Annotated in this window: 18 protein-coding genes; 9 read left to right on the top strand and 9 right to left on the bottom strand. The window is 28.2% G+C overall.

Features of this window, described 5'->3' with window-relative positions; all coding sequences use genetic code 11:
* Both CINFORN2912_RS00780 and CINFORN2912_RS00775 read right to left on the bottom strand, forming a co-directional pair.
* Positions 1 to 2,094 carry a flagellar biosynthesis protein FlhA gene (locus tag CINFORN2912_RS00780; protein WP_082253675.1) on the bottom strand — a complete coding sequence of 698 codons (2,094 nt, stop codon included), beginning with the start codon at positions 2,092 to 2,094 and terminating at the stop codon, positions 1 to 3.
* A gap of 21 nt (positions 2,095 to 2,115) precedes the next feature.
* Positions 2,116 to 3,132: an EscU/YscU/HrcU family type III secretion system export apparatus switch protein gene (locus CINFORN2912_RS00775; protein WP_082253674.1), complete on the bottom strand. Its 1,017-nt coding sequence runs from the start codon at positions 3,130 to 3,132 to the stop codon at positions 2,116 to 2,118.
* 321 nt (positions 3,133 to 3,453) lie between these two features.
* Between CINFORN2912_RS00775 and proS the strand changes: the two genes are divergently transcribed.
* Entirely contained in the window at positions 3,454 to 5,079 is a 1,626-nt protein-coding gene (gene proS, locus CINFORN2912_RS00770; protein WP_075433764.1) for a proline--tRNA ligase, read from the top strand.
* A 4-nt stretch (positions 5,080 to 5,083) separates the two neighbouring features.
* Here proS and dnaE read toward each other — a convergent pair whose 3' ends face one another.
* The 7 genes from dnaE to rpsB form a co-directional block, all read right to left on the bottom strand.
* Positions 5,084 to 8,614 (bottom strand): DNA polymerase III subunit alpha, encoded by a 3,531-nt coding sequence (dnaE, locus tag CINFORN2912_RS00765; protein ID WP_075433763.1) that lies wholly within the window; start codon positions 8,612 to 8,614, stop codon positions 5,084 to 5,086.
* A 23-nt stretch (positions 8,615 to 8,637) separates the two neighbouring features.
* Entirely contained in the window at positions 8,638 to 9,078 is a 441-nt protein-coding gene (gene fabZ / locus CINFORN2912_RS00760; protein ID WP_075433762.1) for a 3-hydroxyacyl-ACP dehydratase FabZ, read from the bottom strand.
* 71 nt (positions 9,079 to 9,149) lie between these two features.
* Positions 9,150 to 11,585, bottom strand: coding sequence for a BamA/TamA family outer membrane protein (locus CINFORN2912_RS00755; protein ID WP_075433761.1), 2,436 nt, complete (start codon positions 11,583 to 11,585; stop codon positions 9,150 to 9,152).
* Between the two features lie 176 nt (positions 11,586 to 11,761).
* The gene (gene frr / locus CINFORN2912_RS00750; protein ID WP_075433760.1) at positions 11,762 to 12,319 is read right to left on the bottom strand and encodes a ribosome recycling factor; all 558 of its coding nucleotides are present in this window, start codon (positions 12,317 to 12,319) and stop codon (positions 11,762 to 11,764) included.
* A 47-nt stretch (positions 12,320 to 12,366) separates the two neighbouring features.
* Positions 12,367 to 13,086 carry a UMP kinase gene (pyrH, locus tag CINFORN2912_RS00745; protein ID WP_075433759.1) on the bottom strand — a complete coding sequence of 240 codons (720 nt, stop codon included), beginning with the start codon at positions 13,084 to 13,086 and terminating at the stop codon, positions 12,367 to 12,369.
* Positions 13,087 to 13,206: 120 nt separating this feature from the next.
* Positions 13,207 to 14,022 carry a translation elongation factor Ts gene (gene tsf / locus CINFORN2912_RS00740; protein WP_172800924.1) on the bottom strand — a complete coding sequence of 272 codons (816 nt, stop codon included), beginning with the start codon at positions 14,020 to 14,022 and terminating at the stop codon, positions 13,207 to 13,209.
* Positions 14,023 to 14,067: 45 nt separating this feature from the next.
* On the bottom strand, positions 14,068 to 14,793 hold the full coding sequence (gene rpsB / locus CINFORN2912_RS00735) for a 30S ribosomal protein S2 (protein WP_075433758.1): 726 nt from the start codon (positions 14,791 to 14,793) through the stop codon (positions 14,068 to 14,070).
* Between the two features lie 293 nt (positions 14,794 to 15,086).
* On the opposite strand from rpsB, the gene map reads away from it, so the two are divergent.
* The 8 genes from map (at position 15,087) to erpA (ending at position 25,068) form a co-directional block, all read left to right on the top strand.
* Positions 15,087 to 15,878, top strand: coding sequence for a type I methionyl aminopeptidase (gene map, locus CINFORN2912_RS00730; RefSeq protein WP_075433757.1), 792 nt, complete (start codon positions 15,087 to 15,089; stop codon positions 15,876 to 15,878).
* A 160-nt stretch (positions 15,879 to 16,038) separates the two neighbouring features.
* Positions 16,039 to 16,872, top strand: a complete 834-nt coding sequence (gene dapD / locus CINFORN2912_RS00725) for a 2,3,4,5-tetrahydropyridine-2,6-dicarboxylate N-succinyltransferase (RefSeq protein ID WP_075433756.1) — start codon at positions 16,039 to 16,041, stop codon at positions 16,870 to 16,872.
* 170 nt (positions 16,873 to 17,042) lie between these two features.
* Positions 17,043 to 18,764 (top strand): biosynthetic-type acetolactate synthase large subunit, encoded by a 1,722-nt coding sequence (ilvB, locus tag CINFORN2912_RS00720; RefSeq protein ID WP_075433755.1) that lies wholly within the window; start codon positions 17,043 to 17,045, stop codon positions 18,762 to 18,764.
* A 14-nt stretch (positions 18,765 to 18,778) separates the two neighbouring features.
* Positions 18,779 to 19,258: an acetolactate synthase small subunit gene (gene ilvN / locus CINFORN2912_RS00715; RefSeq protein ID WP_075433754.1), complete on the top strand. Its 480-nt coding sequence runs from the start codon at positions 18,779 to 18,781 to the stop codon at positions 19,256 to 19,258.
* 168 nt (positions 19,259 to 19,426) lie between these two features.
* A complete protein-coding gene (gene rsmH / locus CINFORN2912_RS00710) occupies positions 19,427 to 20,344 on the top strand; it encodes a 16S rRNA (cytosine(1402)-N(4))-methyltransferase RsmH (RefSeq protein ID WP_075433753.1) in 918 nt (305 codons plus the stop codon).
* 1,716 nt (positions 20,345 to 22,060) lie between these two features.
* The gene (gene ftsA / locus CINFORN2912_RS00705; RefSeq protein ID WP_075433752.1) at positions 22,061 to 23,314 is read left to right on the top strand and encodes a cell division protein FtsA; all 1,254 of its coding nucleotides are present in this window, start codon (positions 22,061 to 22,063) and stop codon (positions 23,312 to 23,314) included.
* 55 nt (positions 23,315 to 23,369) lie between these two features.
* Positions 23,370 to 24,524, top strand: coding sequence for a cell division protein FtsZ (gene ftsZ / locus CINFORN2912_RS00700; protein ID WP_075433751.1), 1,155 nt, complete (start codon positions 23,370 to 23,372; stop codon positions 24,522 to 24,524).
* A 208-nt stretch (positions 24,525 to 24,732) separates the two neighbouring features.
* A complete protein-coding gene (erpA, locus tag CINFORN2912_RS00695; RefSeq protein WP_075433750.1) occupies positions 24,733 to 25,068 on the top strand; it encodes an iron-sulfur cluster insertion protein ErpA in 336 nt (111 codons plus the stop codon).
* Positions 25,069 to 25,073: the final 5 nt, after the last annotated feature.

The following is a 25,073-nucleotide window of genomic DNA, read 5'->3' as shown; positions in this document are numbered from 1 at the left end:
TTATAGTTTTTGAGCTCCAATAATGTGATTAATTTTTACTATTCTTCCTTCAGAAATTTCTGAGAAAGACAATACAGTTAAATTAGAAACACTAATAGCAAATAATTCAGATAATATCGAGCGCAAGCGCGGATTAACTAATAAAACTAAAGGTAGTTTATCTTTTTTTTGTAATACCACTGAAAATTTAGTTTGTTGAATTAATTTTTCTGAAAAAATAGGCTCTAATTGACTGCTTTTATTGTTAATTACATTTAATAATATATTTTCTATCTCTGCGCTTAATCCAATAACATTGATATATTTGTTTTTCAAGAAAAATTTTTGAGTAATTAATTTTCTTAACGCTATTCGACATACATGCGTTAATTTTTCAATATTGTCTTTCAATTTATCACCATATTTTATTAAAGTGTTTAAAATGGTGATAATGTCTCTAATAGAAATTTTATCCCTTAATAAATTTTTTAAAACATTTTGAAGTGTAGTAATGGAAATAATACCAGGTATTAAATGATCCACTAGCTGTGGATATTGTTTGGACACTCGATCTAACAACTGCTGAGTTTCTTGAAAACCAAATAATTCATGTAAACACGATTGCAAGCTATTATTTAACTGCATAATAATAATATTATTTGGATTCACAATTAAAATATTTTTTTCAATAATATCTTTTTCGGAAAAACTGTCTACCCAAAAAGCAGGAGAATCAAAAATAGATTCCTCAATTTTTTTTCCAGGAAAAGAAATAACATTTTCTCCGTGATGAATGACTAAGAGCTTATCTAAAAAAATGCGTCCTGATCCTGATTCAACGCCTTTGATTAAAATTCTATACTGACCATCCTTTAACTTATTATTTTGAACAATACGAATATCTGGAATTAAAAAACCAAAATCTCGAATTATATTTTTCCTTAAAAGAAATAAATTTTTTAATAAATAATTATATTTTTCTTTATAAGCCGGGTTGAAGAAAATAGAACTTAATTCTATAGAAGAAAAGGGTTCAAATTGAACGTCATCCCAAGATAAATTAAATATATTTGATTCTTTACAGTCAGATCTTCTAGAAATCATTTTATTTTTAATATTTTTATTATCTAAATACCAAGATAATGCCAATAAATGAATTGAAAAAAATAAAAAAATAAAATTAGGCATGCCAGGAATGAAGCTTAACACACAAAAAATAACACCACTTAAAAAAAATATTTGAGCATTATTAAAGAGCTGGTGAAAAACTTGAGTCCCAACGTCAATTTTTTTAGAACCTGTGCGAGTTAGAATAATACCTGAAGCAATCGACACGATTAAAGAAGGAATCTGAGAAACTAATCCATCTCCTATGGTAAGGATACTATATACCTTAGCCGCTTCTAAAAATAGCATATCATGCTGAACAATACCCACAACAAATCCGCCAATTAAATTGACTACCATAATCATAATTCCAGCAATCGCATCTCCCCTGATGAATTTACTAGCTCCGTCCATAGCGCCATAAAAATTAGCCTCTCTATGTACATTAATCCTCCTTTTTACAGCCTCTTTTTCAGAAATCATCCCAGTATTTAAATCGGAATCTATAGCCATCTGCTTGCCTGGAAGAGCGTCTAAAACAAATCTAGCACCCACTTCTGCAATTCTTCCCGAACCTTGGGTAATAACTAAAAAATTTATTATTATTAAAATAATAAAGATTATAAAACCAATAAAAAAATTTCCGCCAATTAAAACAAACCCAAATGATTCAACAACATGACCTGCGCAACAAGAACCAGTATGTCCGTTTAACAAAATCACGCGCGTAGAAGCAACATTTAAAGATAATCGAAATAAAGTTGAAAAAAGCAAAATAGTGGGAAACGAAGAAAAATTTAATACATTCGTTGTGCGTATAGCAACGATTAAAATTATTATTGCTGATGCAATATTAAAAGTAAAAAACATATCTAAAACAAAGGGGGGAAGGGGAAGAATAAGCATACTAAGAATCGATAAAATAAATACCGGTATGAATAAAAGATACCACAAATGATTATTAATTTTTTTAAAATTCGATAAAAAAGAAAATATATTTCCTATCAAGAACTTGTTCTCCTAAAAAAATTATTCGATATCAAAAGATATAATAGGCATGGCTGGATAAACACCTCCGCGTCTTTGCCAGCGCTTCAATCTCCAAGCCCAAGATAAAATTTTTGCTATTGATTGATGTGAATTACTAGGTATATAATTTCCAATAGAAGAGTTGTAATATAAATAAGTTACAAAAGAATCAGAAATAAATACGGGAATATTATTTTTTTTAGCAACCTCTATCATCCTTAAAGCCATGTCGCCCGACCCTTTAGTTAATATTCTCGGCGCTAACATACTCGTTGGAACATATTGTATAGCTATTGCGTAATTCATGGTATTAAAAATAATTACATCCGACTGTATAAATTCAGATATAATAGAATGGTTTGATAATTTTTGTGCTAGAGACTGAGCTCTCTGCTTAGTTAAGGGATTTCCTTCTAATGCTTTATACTCATCTCTAACTTCCCGAACGGTCATTTTTAAAGAATTAAAATATTGAAAATACTGAAACAGTGTATCACTGATGGCTATAACAAAAACAACAGTCATAACTACCAATATATACTTACAGATAAAATTAAAACTGAATATTAAATTATTCGATAATGATGTATTAAACAAATAATCCAGTTTTTGATAGTTATACCACATAAAATAAAGAGAGCTATACATAATCATTATCATCTTTATAAAAGTACTAGCACATCGCCTAAATACATGTGAAAAATTTTTATTGCTTAGATTCGTTATAAAGTTGAAAGAAGTAAATCTAATTTTTAGAAATCTAATTTTAACTATTTTTCCATAAAGAAGCATAGGAGATAATAATAATATTATGCATATTCCAACAAATAATACAGAAATAAATAAAATAAAATTTTTTATATATGGCAAGAAAACTAAACAAAACAATTTTTGTATATCCGAGCAATCAGTATTGAAGCTTAAAGCAGCTATTATCAATCTCGTAAAAGAAAAAAAAATACATTTCCTATTAAAATAGAATAATAAAAAAAAAAAACAACAATATACAAAAAGAATTTAAATCATATAAATGATGCGTTCTCCCATAAGCCTCAAGCTTTTTAATTTTATGCGGAGTAGCGGATTCAGTTTTATCTTCACTTTGACTATAACTCATAAACTATACCTTTTAAATAAATATTTCATTATAATAAAAATATTCTTATTCAAACTAAAAAAATAAAAATCCTTACTATCTTGCCCAAAGATCACCGATATATATCATGAAACTGAGTTTTAAAAAAACATGGATTTTATTAAATAAAAAAACATAATTAATAACTTAATCTATGCTATATTCTTTGTATCTAATAATTTACCTATTTTAGGATAAAAGAGATGTATACTACAAAATATTTGCTTTCTACTATCAAAGAAAAACCAGCACATACAGAATCTATCAGCCATCAATTAATGCTGAGATCAGGAATGATCCGAAAACTATCTTCTGGGATATACACGTGGCTACCGACTGGGTATAGAATAATCAAGAAAGTTATAAAAATTATTTCTAACATCATGAACCAACACGGTTATCTAGAAATTTGCATGCCGGTTATACAGCCAAAAAGTTTGTGGGATCATAGCGGACGAGCGAAGCTATACGGCGAAGAACTAATGAATATTACTAATCGACGAAAAAAAAAGTATATATTAAGCCCCACTAATGAAGAAGTCGTAACTTATATTTTCAGCCAAGAAATTAATTCTCACAAACAGCTACCCATTGTCTTCTATCAAATACAAAAAAAATTTAGAGATGAAATTAGACCAAGATTCGGTGTTATCCGCTCTATAGAATTCTTCATGAAGGACGCATATTCTTTTCATATTAATAAAAAATCACTCCAACAAACATATGAAACAATTAAAGAGCTCTATATAAAAATATTTAATTATTTTAAATTGCACTTTAAAATCGTCAAATCAAATTCTAAAATGATGGGAGGATCGCTATCACATGAATTTCATGCCATTACTAACATTGGAGAAGATGAAATTATATTTTCTGAAACATCTAATTATGCTGTACCTTCAAGTAAATTTAATCAACAAGAAAATAAAATAAAAACCTATTTATTAAAAACAAAATCTGATCAATCTAAATATACCACAGCCATTCTTCTCATACGTGAAAATGATCCCATAAACGTTCAAGATTTAGAGAACATTCCTGTGCTTAGTAGCCCTATCCGGTTTATAACATCTAAGTCAAAAAAACTGTCTTATCAATGGACAAATTTCAAAGACTTCTGTATTAATAAAAGGATGTTTGTTATCGCTGAATCTAAAATAATTAATTTACCTTATTTTGTTTTTCATACACATAGATTCAATAAAAAATTAACCCCTATCGTATGGAATAAAAAAATTATTTTTAATAAAATCATTACTATGAATAATATTGATAATGTTTTTTATTACAAAACTAAAAGCGCCATATTAAAGAAAAAGAACAGCGTAGAAATTGGTCATATTTTTCAAATTGGAAAAAAATATTCTAAAGATAGAAACTTCTTAATTCAAGATAAGTACAATAAAAATAAATTATTATATATGGGTTGCTACGGAATAGGTATTAATAGAATTTTATCTTCAGTTATCGAGCAAAATCATGATAATCATGGAATTATATGGCCGCTTTGCATTGCACCATTTCAGGTATTTATTATTCCTATAAACATGCATAAATGTAAAAAAATAAAAGAAGTCGCAAAATCTATTTACAAGAAATTAATTCATGAAAAAATTGATGTTTTATTCGATAATCGAAAGGAAAGTATTGGAAAAATATTTGCAGATATGAATTTAATTGGCATTCCCTATGGGATTATTATTAGCCAAAATACAATAAAATCAAAAGAAATTGAATTTTATTGTAGAAAAAAAAATCAAAAAACTAGAATTTTGATATCTATGATTATTGGGCTAATTAAGACAATAATAAAAACTAAAAATTTATAATATTTTATTCATGTGTAGAATAGCTTAACTTAATTACTATATTTTCTTCTAAAGTTTTTAAATAGTTTAACAGATTATTATCTGGAAATATCATATACACGGCTTCAAATAATTTATGTTGTCTGGATATAGTTGAAGGTAAAATAAAATCTAATAAAATATTCCCTTTACAAGTTTTATTGATTAAATAGTTATATAACAAATTAAATATATTATTATCTCTTAAAATATTATCTTTAAAATAAATTTTTATACAAGAAAGTTGGCTTAATCGGAATTGTTCTATGCTATTTATTTGGTTGACCAGTACTCTTGAACGATGAGTAAAAGAATCAAATGATAATTTCCCTTGAATGACAACAATAACATGTTTTTGATCATAAAATTGCTCCATAGGAATATTATTATAATTAAAAAAAAACACATCTAATCGACTATATGAATCGTCTAACGTAATAATAAAAAATTTTCTTTTACTTTTTGTAAAAGCAGTTTTAATCGAAAAAATAACCCCAGATAGTATTATTTTACTCGTTTCATTTCGTAATAAACAATCGTATAATTTAATTCTTTTAGTATAAAATTGCATTTCTTTTAAAAAGTTCTTACTAGGGTGATTAGTTAACCATAATCCCAACGTTTCTTTTTCCCATTGTAATTTTTTTTCAGTTATCTGATAAAAACTAATATCATACATTGATTTCTGATGCCTATCTCTACTTTTTAAAAGCTTGGGCAATGAAGAGTCGTTAAATTTAAATAAATCATTCTGTTGAGATTGTACAGACATAATTTTTTGTTTTGCCACTTGCATTATGTATGTAATATTATTAAACAATTGAACTCGACAGACTTGAAAACAATCGCAAGCTCCCGACATTATTAAAATTTCAAAAATATGGCGCGTTATTTTTCTTAAACACAACCGAACGAAGAGGTCTAAAAAACTAATAAAGGGTTGCTTATAATTTTTTCTTTCTTTAATAATAATGTCGATAGATGATTTACCTAACCCCTTTATGGCTCCCAATCCATAAATTATTTCTCCTCGCTTATTTATAGAAAATGAATAATCGCTTATATTAATATTGGGAGGAATTATTGTTAACTTCATCCGACGAGCGTCATAAACTAAATTTACTATTTTATTTGTATTTGTCATATCTAAAGTCATAGCAGATGCCATAAATTCAGCAGAATAATTAGCTTTTAACCATAACGTCTGATACGCCAATAGCGCATAAGTAACGGAATGGGACTTGTTAAAACCATAAGCAGAAAACTTCTCCAACAAATCAAAAATTTTTTTTGATAAATTTGAGCAAATCAATTTTTTACCAGCTCCTAATTGAAATAATTTTCTTTGATTGTTCATCTCTTTCGGGTCTTTTTTAGCCATTGCTCTTCTTAAGATATCTGCTTCACTCGGAGTAAAACCAGATAAAATCTGAGCAATTTGCATAACTTGTTCTTGATATAAGATTATCCCGTATGTGGATTTTAAAATAGGTTTTAACAATTTATGTTGCCACCTAGGATCTGGATAAGAAATTTTTTCCTTACCATGCTTACGGTTAATAAAATTATCCACCATTCCTGACTGTAACGGCCCTGGCCGATATAACGCTACTAATGCTACAATATCTTCAAAGGAATCTGGTTGCAAACGTTTAATTAAATTTCTCATTCCAATTGACTCCAACTGAAATACAGAAGTTGTCGCCGATACATTTAATAATAGAAAACTTTTTCTATCATTTAAACGAATATTATGGAGAAAAAATTCTTTTTTTCCATAATATTGATTGCGTTTATTAATATACCTAATAATTGCATGAATCATAGTTAAAGTCTTTAAACCTAAAAAGTCAAATTTTACAAGACCAACAAATTCAATATCATTTTTATCAAATTGAGTCACTTGATTCATACCAGCAGAATCGCATAATATAGGTACAAAATCAGAAATTTTAGTAGGAGAAATCACTACTCCGCCAGCATGTTTTCCAATATTACGGGTAACTCCTTCTAATTTTCTTGCTATATCAATTAATTTTTTTATATCATGATTATAATTATACAAATCTACTAATTCTTTTTGTATAGAGAAAGCTTTTTTTAAATTCATTCGAGGATCTAAGGGGACTAACTTAGAAAGTTTATTTATTAAGCCGTAAGGATAACCAAGAACTCTACCTACATCTCTAATTACAGCTTTGGCAGCCATCGTTCCAAAAGTAATAATTTGAGAAACAAAATCACGACCATATTTTTTAGATACGTGATCAATTACTAAATCTCTTTTTTCCATACAAAAATCAATATCAAAATCTGGCAAAGATATGCGATCAGGATTTAAAAATCTTTCAAATAGCAAATCAAACTGCAAGGGATCAATTTCCGTGATATTAAGAGAAAAAGATACTAAAGATCCTGCTCCCGATCCCCTTCCAGGACCTACAGGTATATTATTATTCTTAGCCCATTGAATAAACTCCATAACTATCAGAAAATAACTCACAAAGCCCATCTTCTTAATAATTAACAATTCATATTCTAATCTGTCCAAATATGTTTTGGTTTTTTTGCTTCGGTGACTCTTGTTAGGGAATAAGTTTTTTAATCGAACCTTCAGCCCCTCTATAGACTTTTGGACTAAGAAACAATAAGGATCTATTGATCCTGTAGGAAAAACGGGTAAAAAATAAGACCCCGTAGGAATCACTACATTACAGCGTTTTGATAACTCAATGCTATTTATAATTGCTTCAGGGAAATCAGAAAAGATTTCGATCATATCTCGTGCACTTTTTAAAAATTGATTTTTAGTGTATCGATATATAAATTTCGGATCAGTAATAGTTTTTTTTTTATAAACTGCTACTTTTATTTTATGAACCTGGTAATCGTTTTTTTTTAAAAAAACTACCTCGTTAGTTGCTAAAATAGGTATATCGTGAGTATAGGAAAGATATCGAATATACTGAATATATTGCTTTTCCGTCGGATGCCCTAATCGAGAAATTTCTAGATAATATTTATTAGGAAAATATTTTTTATAAAATAAAATACAACGGTTTAATAACTTTATATCTTTATTCAATATACAATAACCAATATCGCCTCTCATTCCTCCAGACAACACTAATAAACCCTGTTTAAACATTAATAAATGATTTATATTTATTACTAATCCAATACGATCACTATATCCTAGTCGATAAGATTGAGACAATAGTCCCATTATATTATTATAACCAATATTATTAGAAGCCAATAAAGTTAAAGGGTATCTTCCGTGAGAAATAATATTAGATGCAACTATAATATCTGTACCGATAATAGGCTTAATACCAGACTTACAGGCTTCGGAATAAAACTTAATAACTCCGTGCAAATTACTAAAATCAGTTATCCCCAGAGCTGTCATATTCATACTTTTTGCATATCTTACTAATTTTTCAGGTTTTGCAAGCCCGTCTATCATAGAATAATCACTATGTACGCGCAAATGAACAAAATGTTTTAAATGCATATTTACCCTAAAAAAGACAAAAATTATAAATGAGATAACGAAATAGTCGATTTGCACGCAATTATGCGGTTAACTACAACAATTCCTTGAAATAAATAAATATTACATATTTTTTTTTTAAAAAAAACTTTTATGATCATTTGATCGCCAGGGTATACAGGGGTTATAAATTTAGTATTCTTTATTCCCGCCAAACAAAACGTATGACCTTGCTTATATCCGTTATCATCACAATAAAATAATAATAAACCACTCGACTGCGCAACGGACTCTACAATTAAAACGCCTGGAAAAATAAAATTGTTAGGAAAATGACCTCTTAAAAAAAAATCATTTTCTGTAATATTTTTTAAAGCATACAAATACTTATTTTTTTTATAATCTAGTACTTTATCGATTAGCAAAAAAGGAAATCGATGAGGTAAAATTTTCAAAATACTGTTGAGGCTTAAAGTATGTTTCATATCTTGAGTTCTACTATCTCATTTTTAATGACGATAATATTTATAACTATTGTATTGTATACAAAAAAGAATTATCGAATATTAATACTAAAATTTTCTAAACAGTGATTAGGGATATCATGAGCACTTATTGGCAAAGCAAACATAAATGTCAACGGGCAAAAAAAAGAATGGATGCGAACAAAAGAACCCAAAGATATATTCGGACAACTAGGTTTATTGCAAGGAATAGAATTTTTAACAGAAGATAATGGCAAACCCTGTTTCCATTGAGTATCCCATATACTCGCTAAATCTATAAATAAACCCGCTTGAAAAAATTTAAATAATTTCTTGAATGTTTGTATGCCGGGAAACAATACTTCCATATTAGCGTGAACCATTATATTACCCCCTAAAACACTAGAAGAAGAGTTTAAATCTGGCGAAAAACCGTTCTTTAAGTTTATAGTAGGCGCTAATTCATTTTTTTTGTGATAATATACAGCACGAGTTCCAATTGAGTTATCCTTAAAAGCACTGTTTGTTTCTTTTTTATAAAATTTATAATTTTCATAAAAGGGAAAAACTCTATTTCCCAAAGAAGAGCCAAGACCAATTTCTAAAAAATTATGTATAATTATGTTATATATTTTTTTTAATAGCGTATATTGATTTAAACTAATAAAAAGTTTGTGATAACAATTATCAGAAATAGGCAATACTAATTTATATATCGATTGTATCTGCGTACCTAATTTCTGAAAATTTTTTTCTTTAATTTTATTAAAATTAAAAATACACTTAAGAAAATAATCGTGAATAAAAAAATTATGAATATTTTTTTTTAATAAACGTTTTTTAGGAAACGATTCTAAATATCGCAAGAGCGCTGTATGGGGAGATGTGTACGTAATATTCGTGCTATCGTATCCGCCAGCGATAGAAAAATTTTTATTTTTAATTGTCGGTGAATTAAGTGAGCAGCTCAGACCCAACACTTTATTTATACCGTCACGCAATAAATAACCACGTTTCTGTAAAATATTAAGGAATAAATTCGATTTTAACATCAAATTTTTAACTATACTCAATGGTTTGAATAAACATAACTGAAGGTTAGTATCATAAATATTTTTTAGCACCTTCAAATACAATTGATTACCAGAATTAAACAAATTTTTTTCTAAAATAGAAAAATTAACGAATAAGCCCCTACCTTTCTCGTAACTAGTAAAGATATTTGTTGTTCTTGTATTCTTCTGACTTTGAAATAAATAACTGGAAGCTATGTTGTGGGCGATTCCTAATTTTTGCGATATATAACTGCGTATAGGTTTAAATAAATGGTTTTTACATAACTTGCTGTATAGGTTTGTAAATTTAATGGTTTGAAAAAAACCTTTTTTGTCTTGACGAATAGCCTGGTTTAGCGCTATCTTTCGCATATTTTTGCTTTTAGTGTAACGTTTTTTATTAAGTAAATTTGGATTATCGACATTAAGGAGAAAATGTTTTAATATCTTTTTATTTATTCGACTGACTTTTGCATAATTTAACACATAATCATAAGCATTTCGAAAGGATATAAAAACATTTTTTATTTTATTCTTCGTTATATTAATATAGTTATGAGCATTAAATGAATTTAATAGTTTGTTTGAAATCTTATTTATATCTATCTGACGCCAGCTATGGGGCAATCGCTGTGTATTAGAGGTTTGTATTTGATCGCTCGACCCTTCGCAGACTGTAATGATAATACTGACTTGTGGATTATGTTTTGAAGGTTCTATTTCTACAATATCGAATTTAAAAGCCGCAAATCCATGTTTCATATAAAAATTTTTTATATCATTCAACAATACTGCAACGTTTGATTTCGTATATTTATAACAAATAATATAATTCCATAAAGAGTTAGTGTTATAACATGAAACATGGTTTAATATTTCTTCTTCAGAAAAACTCTGGTTTCCCCGAATAATAACACGAGATACTCCAAATTCTGCATTTTCCGAAATAACCAACTTTATACACACTCTATTGCCTGGAGTAAGTGTAATATCAACTCCAAAATGCGCATTAAAATATCCGCTATCGTTATACATTTGCTTTAACAAAAAGAAATATTTTTGAAACATATATAAATTAAAAAGATTATTTTTTTGAATATTAAGCTGATTGAGCAATCCCTGAATATTCTTATCAGAAATATTCTGATTACCAGAAAACTTGACTTCATCAATCATTATACGATCATTCATTGTATAAATTGATTTTTCTTTTATTTTAGAGATATTTATAGTCACAAAATTATTTTTACTAAATAAATCTTGAGCCGTTTTCAAAAAATCCATGTTTTTATTATTTATACATTCTTGCGATTGTATAGCTTGTAAGTCCAACGCTATACGCCTGCTTTGAACGTCATTTGAAAAAATATCTTTAACCGAGCTTATCTTATCAATAGAAATAGTCGTAGAAACAAATAAAAAAAATATGAAAAAAAAATTTTTAAATAACATATTTAAACCGTATTCCTTTGTAATAGATAAATTTCTTAAAATATTTATTAGACTATTAATATATTTTAAGCATAAAATAGTATTAAGAATTAAAAAAAAAATATTTCTTCTTAGGTAACTAAAAACTACTGCGTAGCATATGAACTAGCAAAATCATGCAAACAACAATACAATTATTATATAGTTAATATCTCTTGTTCCTTGATATGAGTAATTTCATTTATTTTTTTAATAAAAAAATTAGTATTTTTTTGAATATCTTTTTTTATTATTTGTTCTCGATCCTGATTGATTTCTTTTTTCTTGAAAGAATGTTTTACTTTTTCATTAGCTTCTCTTCTAATATTTCTAATTGAAACACGAGCGCTCTCTGAATCATTCCGAATCATTTTAATTAAATCTTTTCTACGAGATTCTGTTAAAGCTGGAACTTGGACTCGTATATTAGCATTAGTTGAAACAGGATTTAATCCTAAAGGAGAATTTATAATAGCTTTTTCTACAATATTTTTGATCGATACATCAAAAAGAGTAATTTTAAGTGTATTATTATTTTCTACAATAATATTAGATAATTTACACAAAGCTGTTTCTGATCCGTAATAATCTACGTAAATACTATCAAGGAGATTAGGAGAAGCGCGGCTTGTCCGGACTTGAGTTAAATGTTTTTTAAACAACAAAAAACATTTGTTCATTTGAACATATGTGCTCTCTGACAAAAAATCAATCATAATTGTTCTCTTCAAAATTATATTAACTGAAATAAAGGATTCATCATTTATTCGGTTATTAATGTACCAACCGGATGCTTTCCCGTTACAATATTATATAAAATTTTTGGATCACTCATGTTAAATACTAAGATAGGTAATTTATTTTCACGAGCCAAAACTAATGAAGTATAGTCCATAACTTGCAATTTTTTATTTAAAACATCATCATATGTTAGTGTCTGATATAGCGTGGCTGATGGGTTGCTTCGAGGATCTCCCGAATAAACGCCGTTTACTTTCGTTCCTTTTAAAAAAATATCTGCCTGTATTTCTACTCCATGCACACATGCTGACGAATCAGTCGTAAATAATGGTATACCCAAACCAAAACAAAAAATTACTACTGCGCCCGATTGAAATGATTTATTAACTTTATCTAACCGATACCGCTCACAAACACCTGCTAGAGTTGTAGAGGCAAAAATTCTAGCTTGCATATGTCTTTTAAACATTAACTCATAAATTGATAATCCATTAATCACGGTAGATAACATACCAATTTGATCAGATATAGTTCGCCTCATACCTAACTTTTCTAAATTTGACCCTCTAAATAAATTACCGCCCCCTACGACTAAACCAATTTGAACACCTAGCTTCGTTAATAACTGTATCTGTTTGATTAAATCATCAATAAATACAGCATTGATGCTGCCTTCGGCAGCGCTTTTCAAAAATTCTCCGCTAATTTTTAATAAAATACGCTTATACTTTATTTTTTTCATAAAAATTATACCAATCCTGCATTTTAATTGTATTAAACGATAAACCGGAAAATAAGTAATAAAATCAAGCGACTACCTGAATAATTATTATTCAAACTATTATTCATAGATATATACAGACTATACGATATTATCTCCAACTTGAAAACGTACAAAGGAATTTATAGAAATATTATTTTCTTTTAGATACTCGCCTACAATTATTTTAGGGTTTATAATAAAATTTTGACGCATCAATGTAATGTCATTTATGTATTTATTCATCCTACCAGATACAATTGCATCTAATACATGAGCATTTTTTCCTGTCTTTTCGGCTATTTTTTGTTGAATGTTCCTCTCTCTAGTTAGAGCATCTTCAGGAATCTCCTTTTCTGTCAGATAAAGGGGCTTTGATGCAGCAATATGCATCGCTATATACTTCAAATTTTTATCTTTACTTTTAAGAGATGATATTGTTCCAGAGAGAACAACCCCTATTTTACCTAAGTGGTTATAAGAACCAATCTGGTCCCCAATAACATGCTGAATACGCTGAATAACGATATTTTCTCTAAATTTAGCAATATAAGAATTTTTTTCTGAATCAAAAATTTTATTTAATTCGCTTAACTGAAATAATTTATTCATACCAGAAAAATCAACAATTTTTTGACCAAACAACTTAAAACTATCGTTGTTTGCAACAAAATCTGTTTCTGAGTTAACCTCTAATAAAACACCTATACGGCTATCCTGATAAATAAAGATTCGACCAAATTGCGTTGAATGTAATGCTTTGCCTTCTGCTATACATGAACCTAGTGTTCTTAGATAATCTATTGCGTGCATTAAGTTTCCATTAGATTTCTGTAAAGCTGTTTTACATTCCACAAAACCCGATCCAGTTTTCCTACGTAATTCTTTTATAAGTTTGATCGAAATTTCCATTATCATTATTACCCAATTTGAATACATATGTAAAATACATTATAAAAAATATCATGACGCTTGTAATCTTTTTTTTAACATTAAAGATTCTTTTTTTTTCTGATAACATTTAGATAAAGATTGAGATAAAATACTTAAATATAAGTTTATCGATCGAACAGCATCATCATTACCGGGTATAATATAATTTACCCCCGAAGGACTAGAATTCGTATCTACTACAGCAAATACAGGAATGCCTAAATGATTCGCCTCTTGCACTGCAATATGTTCATATGATGTATCAATAATAAAAACAGCATCTGGCAAACCACCCATATTTTTAATGCCGCCTAAACTGTTTTCTAGTTTTTTCAATAAACGAGTGCGCAATAATACCTCTTTTTTTGTTAATTTATCAAAAGTACCATCAATAGACTGTTGTTCTAAATCTTTTAACTTGTTAATAGACTGTCTAACAGTTTTCCAATTTGTCAGCATTCCACCCAACCAACGATGATTTACATAAAATTGATTACAAGACAGAGCTATTGATTTAATCGCTATACTTGCTGCTCGCTTGGTGCCTATAAATAAAATTTTTCCATTATACTGAATAGTTTTTTTTAGCGCAACAATAGCAGATTGAAACAACGGAAGAGTCGTTTCTAAATTAATTATATGTACTTTATTTTTTACGCCAAAAATAAAAGGTTTCATTTTTGGATTCCAGTATCGAGTTTGATGCCCAAAATGGACTCCAGCTTTAATCATGTCCTTCATTAGAGCAACATCCATAACTATTCTCCTATAATTGTTAAAATAAAAAAAAATATGCTATTATATTCTAATTTAAATAACAGTTAAATGTCTAACATGATTGAATGATCGTATTATAAATATTTGTATTTTATATTATTTTCAAATATTTTTTATTATATCATAATCTATTTAATATTATTTATATCGTTTCAAATATTTCCAATAAAACAAAAAATTCCTTAAACAAGGTTATTTTTTTGAATAAATTTATTATTTTTCTCCTTAAGACACTTAATATATAAAATTTTAAAATAATACTTGATACCCACATGAAAACCACTTTAAACAATAAATATGACATTGAGCAAATGCGAATATCGGGAAAAATAACAGCTAGTGTTTTAGAAATGATTAAACCCTATGTAGTTCCCGATATTTCTACCGACGAGATTAACAAAATCTGCCATAATTACATAGTAAACGTGAAAAAAGCTATTCCTGCATGTTTAGGATATAATAATTTCCCTAAATCTATATGCATATCAGTTAATGATGTAGTATGCCACGGTATTCCAAATAAATACGAATTATTGAAAAATAATGACATTTTAAATATTGACGTTTCAATTATAAAAAATGGTTACTATACTGATGCATCCAAGATGTTTTTAGTAGGAAAAGTTAATAAAAAAAAATTTTTTTTATGTAAAAAAACTAGAAAAAGCTTGTATCTTTCACTGCAATGTATAAGACCGGGAATAAAAATAAATAATATTGGAAAAATTATTCAAGAATATATACAAAAAAAAAAATTGTATATAGTTAGAGAGTACTGTGGTCACGGAATAGGAAGAAAATTTCATGAATTTCCGCATATTTTACATTATTATGAAGCACATGATACCTTAACTATGCAACCTGGAATGATATTTACTATAGAGCCGATGGTGAATACTGCTTCGCCTTACGTTAAATGTATGGATGACGGATGGACAGTAAAAACGCGCGAAGGAGGTTATTCTGCACAATACGAGCATACAATTTTAGTTACGAATAACGGATGCGAAGTCATCACTCACCAAAAAGGCGAAAAAATTCCAAAAATCTTTATCAATATATAAAAAAATAGTGTTTTTAAAAAAATCCATCCTCATTCTCGTTGAAAAATATTTAATTTATTTCAATTAAATTACTTTGTTTCACTATTTTTAATAATTGTAGTAAAATTTTATGTTTTTATAATATATAGTTTATATAATTTCATATAGGTAAACAATTTCCATGATAAAAAAAGAAAATAATATAGAAGAAATTTTTGATAAAAAAATAAAAATAAAAAACTATAAAATTACAACACAAGAAAAAAAACATATCTACGAAACAATATCTCTCTTAAATTCTGGAAAAATTAGAATTGCAGAAAAAATTAATGACGAATGGATTACACATCAATGGATTAAAAAATGTGTATTGCTTTATTTATATTCTTCAGAAAATAAGGTGATTAAAACATCAAGTAACACCTTTTATGATAAAATACCTTTAAAATATCGTCATTATAACGAATCCCAATTTATTCGAGATTCTGTACGTTCAGTACCAAATGCAATTGTAAGATTTGGCGCATTTATCGATAAAAATGTAGTACTGATGCCTAGTTTTATTAATATTGGAGCGTACATTGGAAAAAATACTATGATCGATACTTGGGCAACTATTGGTTCATGCGCTCAAATTGGCCGTAATGTGCATATATCTGGGGGAGTCGGCATAGGGGGTGTATTAGAACCCTTACAAAGTAATCCTACTATTATAGAGGATAATTGCTTTATTGGGGCTCGTTCGGAAATTGTTGAAGGAGTTATTATCGAAAAAAATTCTGTTATCTCTATGGGTGTATATATTAGCCAAAGCACTAAAATCTATGATAGAAAAAATAAAAAAATATTCTATGGACGAGTTCCTGAGGGATCGGTTGTAGTTCCTGGAACACTGCCGTCTAAACATAGCGATGCACACCTCTATTGCGCGGTTATTGTAAAAAAAGTAGATTCTAGTACATTAAGAAAAACAAAACTGAATTCCTTGTTACGTAATGAAACCACCAAACAATAAATTTTAAAAATTTATATATATTTCTGTCCGCCTTACTCGGCGGATTCTCATTTATAAAAATAAAAATAGAAAAAAATATAACATATAAATATTTATAATTAAAGTTATTTCTACCGAAAAATCAAGTTAATGCCGTAAAAATATTTTATTAGACAAGGAATATAAAAAACATGACGCTATTATCTGGCGCTGAAATGGTTATACAGTCTTTAATAGATCTCAAAATAGAAGTGATATTCGGGTATCCTGGAGGAGCTGTACTAGATATATACGATGCCATACATACTATAGGTCATAAAAAAATACAACATATTCTAGTGCGACATGAGCAAGCAGCTACTCATATGGCTGATGGATATGCTAGATGTACTGGAAAAACAGGAGCTGTATTAGTAACATCTGGCCCGGGAGCTACGAATGCTATAACTGGGATTGCAACAGCTTATATGGACTCTATCCCTTTAATCATTATTTCTGGACAAGTATCTTCTGAATTAATTGGATTTGATGCCTTCCAAGAATGTGATATGATTGGTATCTCGCGACCTATTGTAAAACACAGTTTTTTAGTTAAAAAATCCGAAGATATTCCCCTAATTTTTCAAAAATCATATTTCTTAGCTTCGAGAGGAAGGCCGGGACCGGTAGTAATTGATTTGCCAAAAAATATTTTAGATCAAAAAATAAAAAAAGAATATATTTGGCCTAAATATAAACATATTCAATATTACCAATTCATTGAAACAAAAAAAAATATTAAAAATATAAAAAAAGCCTTAAAAACACTTCTAAAAGCTAAAAAACCGATTATTTATGCGGGAGGAGGGGTTATTAGCGCTAACTGTCATTCTGAATTATATAATTTAGCTACGATATTTAATATTCCTGTAACAATGTCCTTGATGGCGCTCGGCTCTTTTCCCGGAAATAACCCACAAAACCTTTCTATGTTAGGAATGCACGGCACTTATGAAGCTAACATGGCAATGCATCATTCTGATGTAATTCTAGCTATTGGTGTGAGATTTGACGATAGAACAACTAATAATGTAGAGAAATATTGCCCTAACGCAACCATAATACATATTGATATTGATCCAACTTCTATTTCCAAAACTATTACAGCAGATATTCCGGTTATAGGAGACGCAAAAAAAATACTTAAAAAAATACTAAAAATATATCACACCAATAAAACTTACTACTCCATTCCTAATCTAGAAAGATGGTGGAAAAAAATTAAAAATTGGAAAAATATAACCACCTTTCATTATAGTAATTCACAAAAAATTATTAAACCACAACATTTAATTAAAATTATACATAAAATGACTAAAGGAGATGCCTATATCGCATCAGACGTGGGTCAACACCAAATGTTTACCGCTTTACATTATACGTTTAATAAACCGCGTCGTTGGATTAATTCAGGTGGATTGGGTACAATGGGCTTTGGATTACCCGCAGCATTGGGAGTAAAAATAGCATTTCCTCAAGAATTTGTAATCTGTATTACAGGAGATGGAAGCATTCAAATGAATATACAAGAATTATCCACTGCAAAACAATATGGTTTAGCTATCTTAATTATTAACTTAAATAATAAATCTTTAGGCATGGTTAAACAGTGGCAGGATATCATTTATTCAGGAAGACATTCGCACTCATACATGAAGTCATTACCTAATTTCATGGCTCTAGCTGAATCTTACGGACATATCGGAATGCAAATTAAACAATCAGACGAAATAATCAAAAAACTAAAAAAAGCTATTAAAAAAGTACGTTCTGGATCCTTGGTATTTGTGGACGTCGATGTTGATCCACAGGAACACGTGTATCCTATGCAGATTAAAAACGGCGGCATGAATGATATGTTATTAAAAAAATAGGATGTATTGAAATTATGCGAAGAATTTTGTCAATTTTACTAGAAAATGAATCGGGAGCATTATCGAGAGTCGTTGGGCTATTTTCACAAAGAGGTTATAATATTGATAGTTTATCTGTAGCGCCTACTGAAAACCGGAAAATATCCAAAGTCACTATTCAAACCTTCGGAAACAAGAAAACAATTGAACAAATTGAAAAACAATTACAAAAACTAATTGATGTCCACGCAGTTTCTGAAATCACAAAAAACAATTATATTGAAAGAGAAATATTGTTGATAAAAATTCAAATAACAAATTTCAAAACACTACATACAGTAAATCAATTAGTAGAAATTTATCAAGGAACAATTATTGATTTTTCTTCAGAACAGTACACGATACAAATATCAAGCACCAATCATATTATTGATTCTTTCTTATATATTATAAAAAAATCTTTTGTAATTTTAGATTCATCTAGATCTGGCGTAATAAGTATTAGTTGTCGATAATAACATATAAATATATACAGTAACGTTTTTAATTGATTGTTATATAAACTCTTAAAAACATTTATTATAACTATTTATACATTTTCTACTAAATTTTTAAAAATTTTTATTTTTTAAAAAAAATGTTCTAGAGAATGTATAAAATACATATTAACGACTACACATATCATGGAACACATACCTGTATTACTACAAGAATCTGTTAGGGCATTAAATATAAAAAAAAACGGTACATATATTGATGGAACATTTGGTTTAGGAGGACATTCACTAGCTATATTAAAACACCTCGGTCCTTTTGGAAAATTATATGCTATTGATAAAGACCCCTACGCACTTAAACAAGGAAAAAAAATTATAGATTCGCGTTTTTCTCTAAAATATGGAAATTTTTCTACTCAAATATCTAGCTTAATTCAAAAAAAAAATATTGATGGCATCTTATTAGATTTAGGAGTTTCATCGATACAATTAGATATAGCAGAAAGAGGTTTTTCATTTATGAAAGACGGTCCTCTAGATATGCGAATGAACCCTCGGGAAGGCATTCCGGCTTGGAAATGGTTAAAAAAAACTAACAAAAAAAAAATCGAATTTATTCTTAAAGCTTTTGGAGAAGAAAAATACGCAAAAAAAATTTCTCACGCTATTGTTGAAAGAAATAAAAAAAAAATAATCACGCGAACATTAGATCTAGTAGAAATAATAAAAAGAGCTATACCCAAAAAAGATAAATACAAGCACCCCGCTACCCGTACTTTTCAAGCTATACGCATTTATATTAACCAAGAGGTAGAAGAGTTAAAAAAAACACTAAATCTTGCAATAAAAATATTAAAACCTAAAGCAAGATTAGCAATTATTAGTTTTCATTCTATTGAAAGCAAAATAATAAAAAACTGCTTTAAAGAACATAACCACCCTCTCATTATTCCTAGAGGACTCCCGATAACTGAAAAACAAATAAAAAAATACGAAAAGAAAAAAATAAAAATTATTAAAAAAATTAAACCAGCATATAAAGAAACTCAAATTAATCCCCGGTCACGAAGTGCAATACTGCGCACTGCAGAAATACTCTCATAAATATTTTTCAAAGACATTCAGCTAACATCTACAAAAAGGAGAATGAATATTAAATATATTACACTTACTCATAATTATATTTTTAATAACATTATTTATCCTCCATAATATTTTTAAAAAAAAAAACAAAATAATGAATATTGTTTTTCCAGTGCTCAGAATTATTTATAATTCTCATATTTTAAAAATCTTCATATATATATAAAAAATTTTTCTTTTTGAGTGTAACTACTAAATAAACAGTCATCATTCGGGAAAAAAAATTGGATCGTCCGCTAAAATTTTTCAAACAAAAAAATAATTTTTAAAAATAAAAATGATGCTTATAGCTCGGAGTATTCTAAAAAAAACACTTACAATATTTATTAAAATAACATTTTTTCTATTTTACAGCAATCTTAAAAGCGCTCGAATTTTTTATAAAATTATTTTAAGCTAATACATAATTATAAATATAAAGAATACTGTGCCTGTACAGCGCTCCCGCTATTCATTATATATAAATGCTAATTATTAAACTTCAAAGGCGACAAAATATAAAAAAATTCAAAACATCTGACCCTTTTAATCTTAAATACATAAAACTTAAATTTTACAATAGAGTATTGTTTATAGCAATTACATAAATAATGAAACTTTAAGTATATTTAAATTTTTAAATTATAAAATTACAAAAAAAATGATGACTGAACTTTCTTTTTTGTATTAAAATCGTTAATCCGTTTTTCTCAAAAAAAAATAGTCACGGTTTATATGTTTACAATAAAAACAGGTAATTCTACTTATGTAAATAAATAAAATCTATATAATTTATTTTTTCTCAAGATAAAAAATATGTTATACTAATAATAGAAGAAATATTATCGGAAGGATTCTCGGTTAATGGATATCTATATGAATAGAATAAATATACAAATATTTAAATCATATTCACCCAGCTCTCCCTTTTGAATAAAATAAAAATATATGTTTTTATTCATAAAATATTTTTAAAGAATTCGTAAATTTAGTATATGAATCAAATATTCTTATATCGTCCATGCCTCCTGAATAATTATCGGATGATAAAAATCGGATAGCAACAGCGCCGTTTTATCAGTTAAAATAAAAACTTTATAGCTATAAAAATTTTTTATTTTCTTAACACTAAAGCATAAATATTCTTTATAATGTATAAAGAAGTTATTATAAATATCACTTCCAAAAAAAATCTACTATTTTTTATATATTAATATCCTTAAAATATACAAATTTCTCATTATGATCAGAACATACATCATAATAAAAAAGCTTTATCCGAGTATTAAATATAACTCGCTAATATAAAAAAATTTAATAAAATTTTATAACTAAAATTTTATACACCACAATCATAACTATTTTTCTATTTTATTTATGTTTTATATTAATAAAATAATAATTTATATAATACACGCAATAAAAATTATAAATTGGCAACTCTATTGAGTAGTATTGCAAAAATTAATTTCTTATATTTACAGAGCAACCCCTATAATCTATAACACATTCAAATTCAAAAAAAAATAAAAATATGATGATTATATAAAACATATATCGTATAAAAATCCTTGATTCTAAACGAATATTTAATTCTATAAATTTCATAGCAATACAAATTAATTATATTAATATCTATAAAAAGATTCATAAAAGAATTATAAAAATATTATAAAAAATTCTAGTATAAGCTAAAATATGAACCTTCCAATAAAAAAAAACATAATTGCAGGATTAGAAATAGGCACAACAAAGATAATTGTTTTAATAGGAGAAATTCTAGACAACGAAACTATTAACATAATTGGTTTTGGAAAATCGTCATCTCAAGGACTAGAGAAAGGAAAGATTAATAATTTAGAGTTATTAATAAAATGTATTAATAAATCTATTCATGATGCTGAGGTCATGGCTAATTGCCAAATCTATTCTGTATTTTTGTCAGCGTCATACCAAGAAATTTATTGCCATAATGAAATTGGGATTACCCCCATTAAGCATAAAGAAGTAACCAAACAGGATATAAAAACCGTCATTGATACCGCGGCATCTGTGAAGATCGATAACGATCATAGCATCCTACATATTATACCCCAAGACTTTATTATTGACAGACAATTTGGAATTAAAAACCCGATCGGGTTATCTGGAAAAAGAATACAAGCTAATGTGCATATTATTACATGTAATAAAAACATTAACGATAACATTATTAAGGCAGTGAAAAAATGCGGAGTTTTTATAAAAAAAACTATATTTTCCGGATTAGCGTCTAGTTTAGCTCTTTTAACAGAAGAAGAAAAAAATTCAGGAGTTTGCTTGATTGACATGGGGGGAGAAACAATGAACATTACTATGTATTCCCGAGGTTCGTTGTATCATAATATCGTGATCCCTTATGCCGGAAATACAGTAACTCGAGATATTGCTTATGCATTCTCTTTATCTTATTCTGACGCAGAATTTATAAAAAAAAAATACGGATATGCGGAAACAAATATTTCAATTTCATGCCAGAAATTAAAAATTTATAATAAAAAAGGAAAAAAAATCATTCACTGTGATTATGATTCTTTAGTCGAAGTAATTAATTTAAGATATACTGAATTGTTAAATTTAGCTAAAGACGAGATTATGAGAACATATTCCCTAAATAATTTTAAAAATCATGAAGCACAGGAACCATCTACTATAGTTTTAACCGGAGGTTCTTCTCAAGTAAAATATTTATCACAATGCGCCAAAAAAATATTTCATGCTAATATAATACTTAAAAAACCATGTAATATACTCACAATACCCGAATATCTCTCTAAGCCCGAGTATTCTACCAGTATTGGTCTATTATGCTATGGAAAAAATTCTTATAAACGCTCTTTAGAAAAGAAAAAAAAATACGGGCCTCTCGAGCATTTATTTAAAACAATAAAACGCTGGTTAAGAACCATATAAAGAGTGAATCAGAAATATAATAGTATTATCATTCCTATTTTACGGAGTTTATTTTATGTTCGAACCATCTGAATTAAGTAACGATGCAGTAATTAAAGTAATTGGTGTAGGAGGGGGAGGCAGTAATGCAGTTGAACATATGGTTCGCGAAAAAATAGAAGGTGTTGAATTTTTTGCTATTAATACAGACGCACAAGCCTTAAGAAAAATAGCAGTTGGACAAACAATACAAATTGGAAATAACATTACCAAAGGTTTAGGAGCAGGAGCGAATCCAGATGTAGGAAAAAATTCTGCCGAAGAAGACAGAGAAACATTAAAGCTGGCATTAGAAGGAGCGGATATGGTATTTATAGCCGCAGGGATGGGCGGTGGAACCGGGACAGGAGCTGCCCCAGTAGTAGCCGAAGTAGCTAAAGAGCTAGGAATCTTAACTGTAGCCGTTGTGACCAAACCCTTTAATTTCGAAGGTAAAAAAAGAATGAATTTTGCTGAACAGGGCTTAAACGAATTATCTAAATATGTAGATTCTCTCATTACGATTCCTAATGACAAATTACTAAAAGTGCTGACGCGAGGAATATCTCTTTTAGATGCTTTTGGGGCAGCTAATGATGTATTAAAAGGTGCTGTACAAGGTATAGCTGAACTAATCACGCGTCCAGGTTTAATGAATGTTGATTTTGCAGATGTGCGAACTGTAATGTCAGAAATGGGCTATGCCATGATGGGAACCGGATCTGCGTCAGGAGAAAATAGAGCAGAAGAAGCTTCTGAAATTGCTATATCTAGCCCTTTACTAGAAGATATTGACCTTTCTGGAGCCAGAGGAGTATTAGTAAACATTACTGCAGGATTTGACTTACGATTAGACGAATTTGAAACTGTAGGTAATACTATTCGAGCGTTCTCATCTGATAATGCCACTGTAGTGATAGGAACTTCTCTGGACCCTCAAATGGATCACTCATTAAGAGTAACTGTGGTAGCTACAGGAATTGGAGTAGAAAAACGATCCGAAAATTCTTTTATTCGAAACACACCTTCAAAAGAACTTCCGGTAAATCAGAGGTACCAATCATTACGCAGAAACGGGATTCTTAATCACCAAAATATTAAAAAAAATAACTACAATGATATCAACCCAATGAAAAAATATGAAAAAAATTTTTTAGATATTCCGGCTTTTTTGAGAAAAAAAAACGATTAAAATAAAAAAAAAATACACCTTAATACGCGATCATGTCAGTTTATGAATTAAAAAATTAACACTAAAAACTTCATAGTTAATTTCATCATTATTTATAAATAAAATATTTTTTAAAAAATTACTCTAAATACCATTATAACCAAATGGTTTAATATCGCGAATAATATTCTATTAATAATTTATATAAAAATAGAGTTTATATATAAACATGTCTATCTATTCATTAAATATCACAGAAAAAGCAGTGAAGAGAGTTAAAAAGTTAATAGAAATAAAAAAAAATCTACAATTAAAATTGCGAATATATATAACGGGGGGTGGATGTAGCGGTTTTCAATATTGCTTTAAATTAGAAGAAAATATTAAAAAAAATGACATACATATTTCAATATCTAACATTGAAATAATTATAGATCCAATTAGTTTTCAATATTTAACCGGAGGACAAATAGATTATATAGAAAACTTGGAAGGATCTAAATTTACAGTTATTAATCCCAATGCTAAAAGTACCTGCGGATGCGGATTATCATTTAGTATATAATGTCA

The sequence above is a fragment of the Buchnera aphidicola genome (assembly GCF_900128725.1).
Lineage (GTDB): Bacteria > Pseudomonadota > Gammaproteobacteria > Enterobacterales > Enterobacteriaceae > Buchnera_F > Buchnera_F aphidicola_K.
Note: the sequence above shows the minus strand (reverse complement) of the source record. Positions and strands in the feature narration are given on the sequence as shown.

Coding starts and splice junctions, on each gene's coding strand:
- proS (WP_075433764.1), top strand. CDS start 3,454: ATGTATACTACAAAATATTTGCTTTCTACTATCAAAGAAAAACCAGCA.
- dnaE (WP_075433763.1), bottom strand. CDS start 8,614: ATGCATTTAAAACATTTTGTTCATTTGCGCGTACATAGTGATTATTCT.
- fabZ (WP_075433762.1), bottom strand. CDS start 9,078: ATGAAACATACTTTAAGCCTCAACAGTATTTTGAAAATTTTACCTCAT.
- CINFORN2912_RS00755 (WP_075433761.1), bottom strand. CDS start 11,585: ATGTTATTTAAAAATTTTTTTTTCATATTTTTTTTATTTGTTTCTACG.
- frr (WP_075433760.1), bottom strand. CDS start 12,319: ATGATTGATTTTTTGTCAGAGAGCACATATGTTCAAATGAACAAATGT.
- pyrH (WP_075433759.1), bottom strand. CDS start 13,086: ATGAAAAAAATAAAGTATAAGCGTATTTTATTAAAAATTAGCGGAGAA.
- tsf (WP_172800924.1), bottom strand. CDS start 14,022: ATGATAATGGAAATTTCGATCAAACTTATAAAAGAATTACGTAGGAAA.
- rpsB (WP_075433758.1), bottom strand. CDS start 14,793: ATGGATGTTGCTCTAATGAAGGACATGATTAAAGCTGGAGTCCATTTT.
- map (WP_075433757.1), top strand. CDS start 15,087: ATGAAAACCACTTTAAACAATAAATATGACATTGAGCAAATGCGAATA.
- dapD (WP_075433756.1), top strand. CDS start 16,039: ATGATAAAAAAAGAAAATAATATAGAAGAAATTTTTGATAAAAAAATA.
- ilvB (WP_075433755.1), top strand. CDS start 17,043: ATGACGCTATTATCTGGCGCTGAAATGGTTATACAGTCTTTAATAGAT.
- ilvN (WP_075433754.1), top strand. CDS start 18,779: ATGCGAAGAATTTTGTCAATTTTACTAGAAAATGAATCGGGAGCATTA.
- rsmH (WP_075433753.1), top strand. CDS start 19,427: ATGGAACACATACCTGTATTACTACAAGAATCTGTTAGGGCATTAAAT.
- ftsA (WP_075433752.1), top strand. CDS start 22,061: ATGAACCTTCCAATAAAAAAAAACATAATTGCAGGATTAGAAATAGGC.
- ftsZ (WP_075433751.1), top strand. CDS start 23,370: ATGTTCGAACCATCTGAATTAAGTAACGATGCAGTAATTAAAGTAATT.
- erpA (WP_075433750.1), top strand. CDS start 24,733: ATGTCTATCTATTCATTAAATATCACAGAAAAAGCAGTGAAGAGAGTT.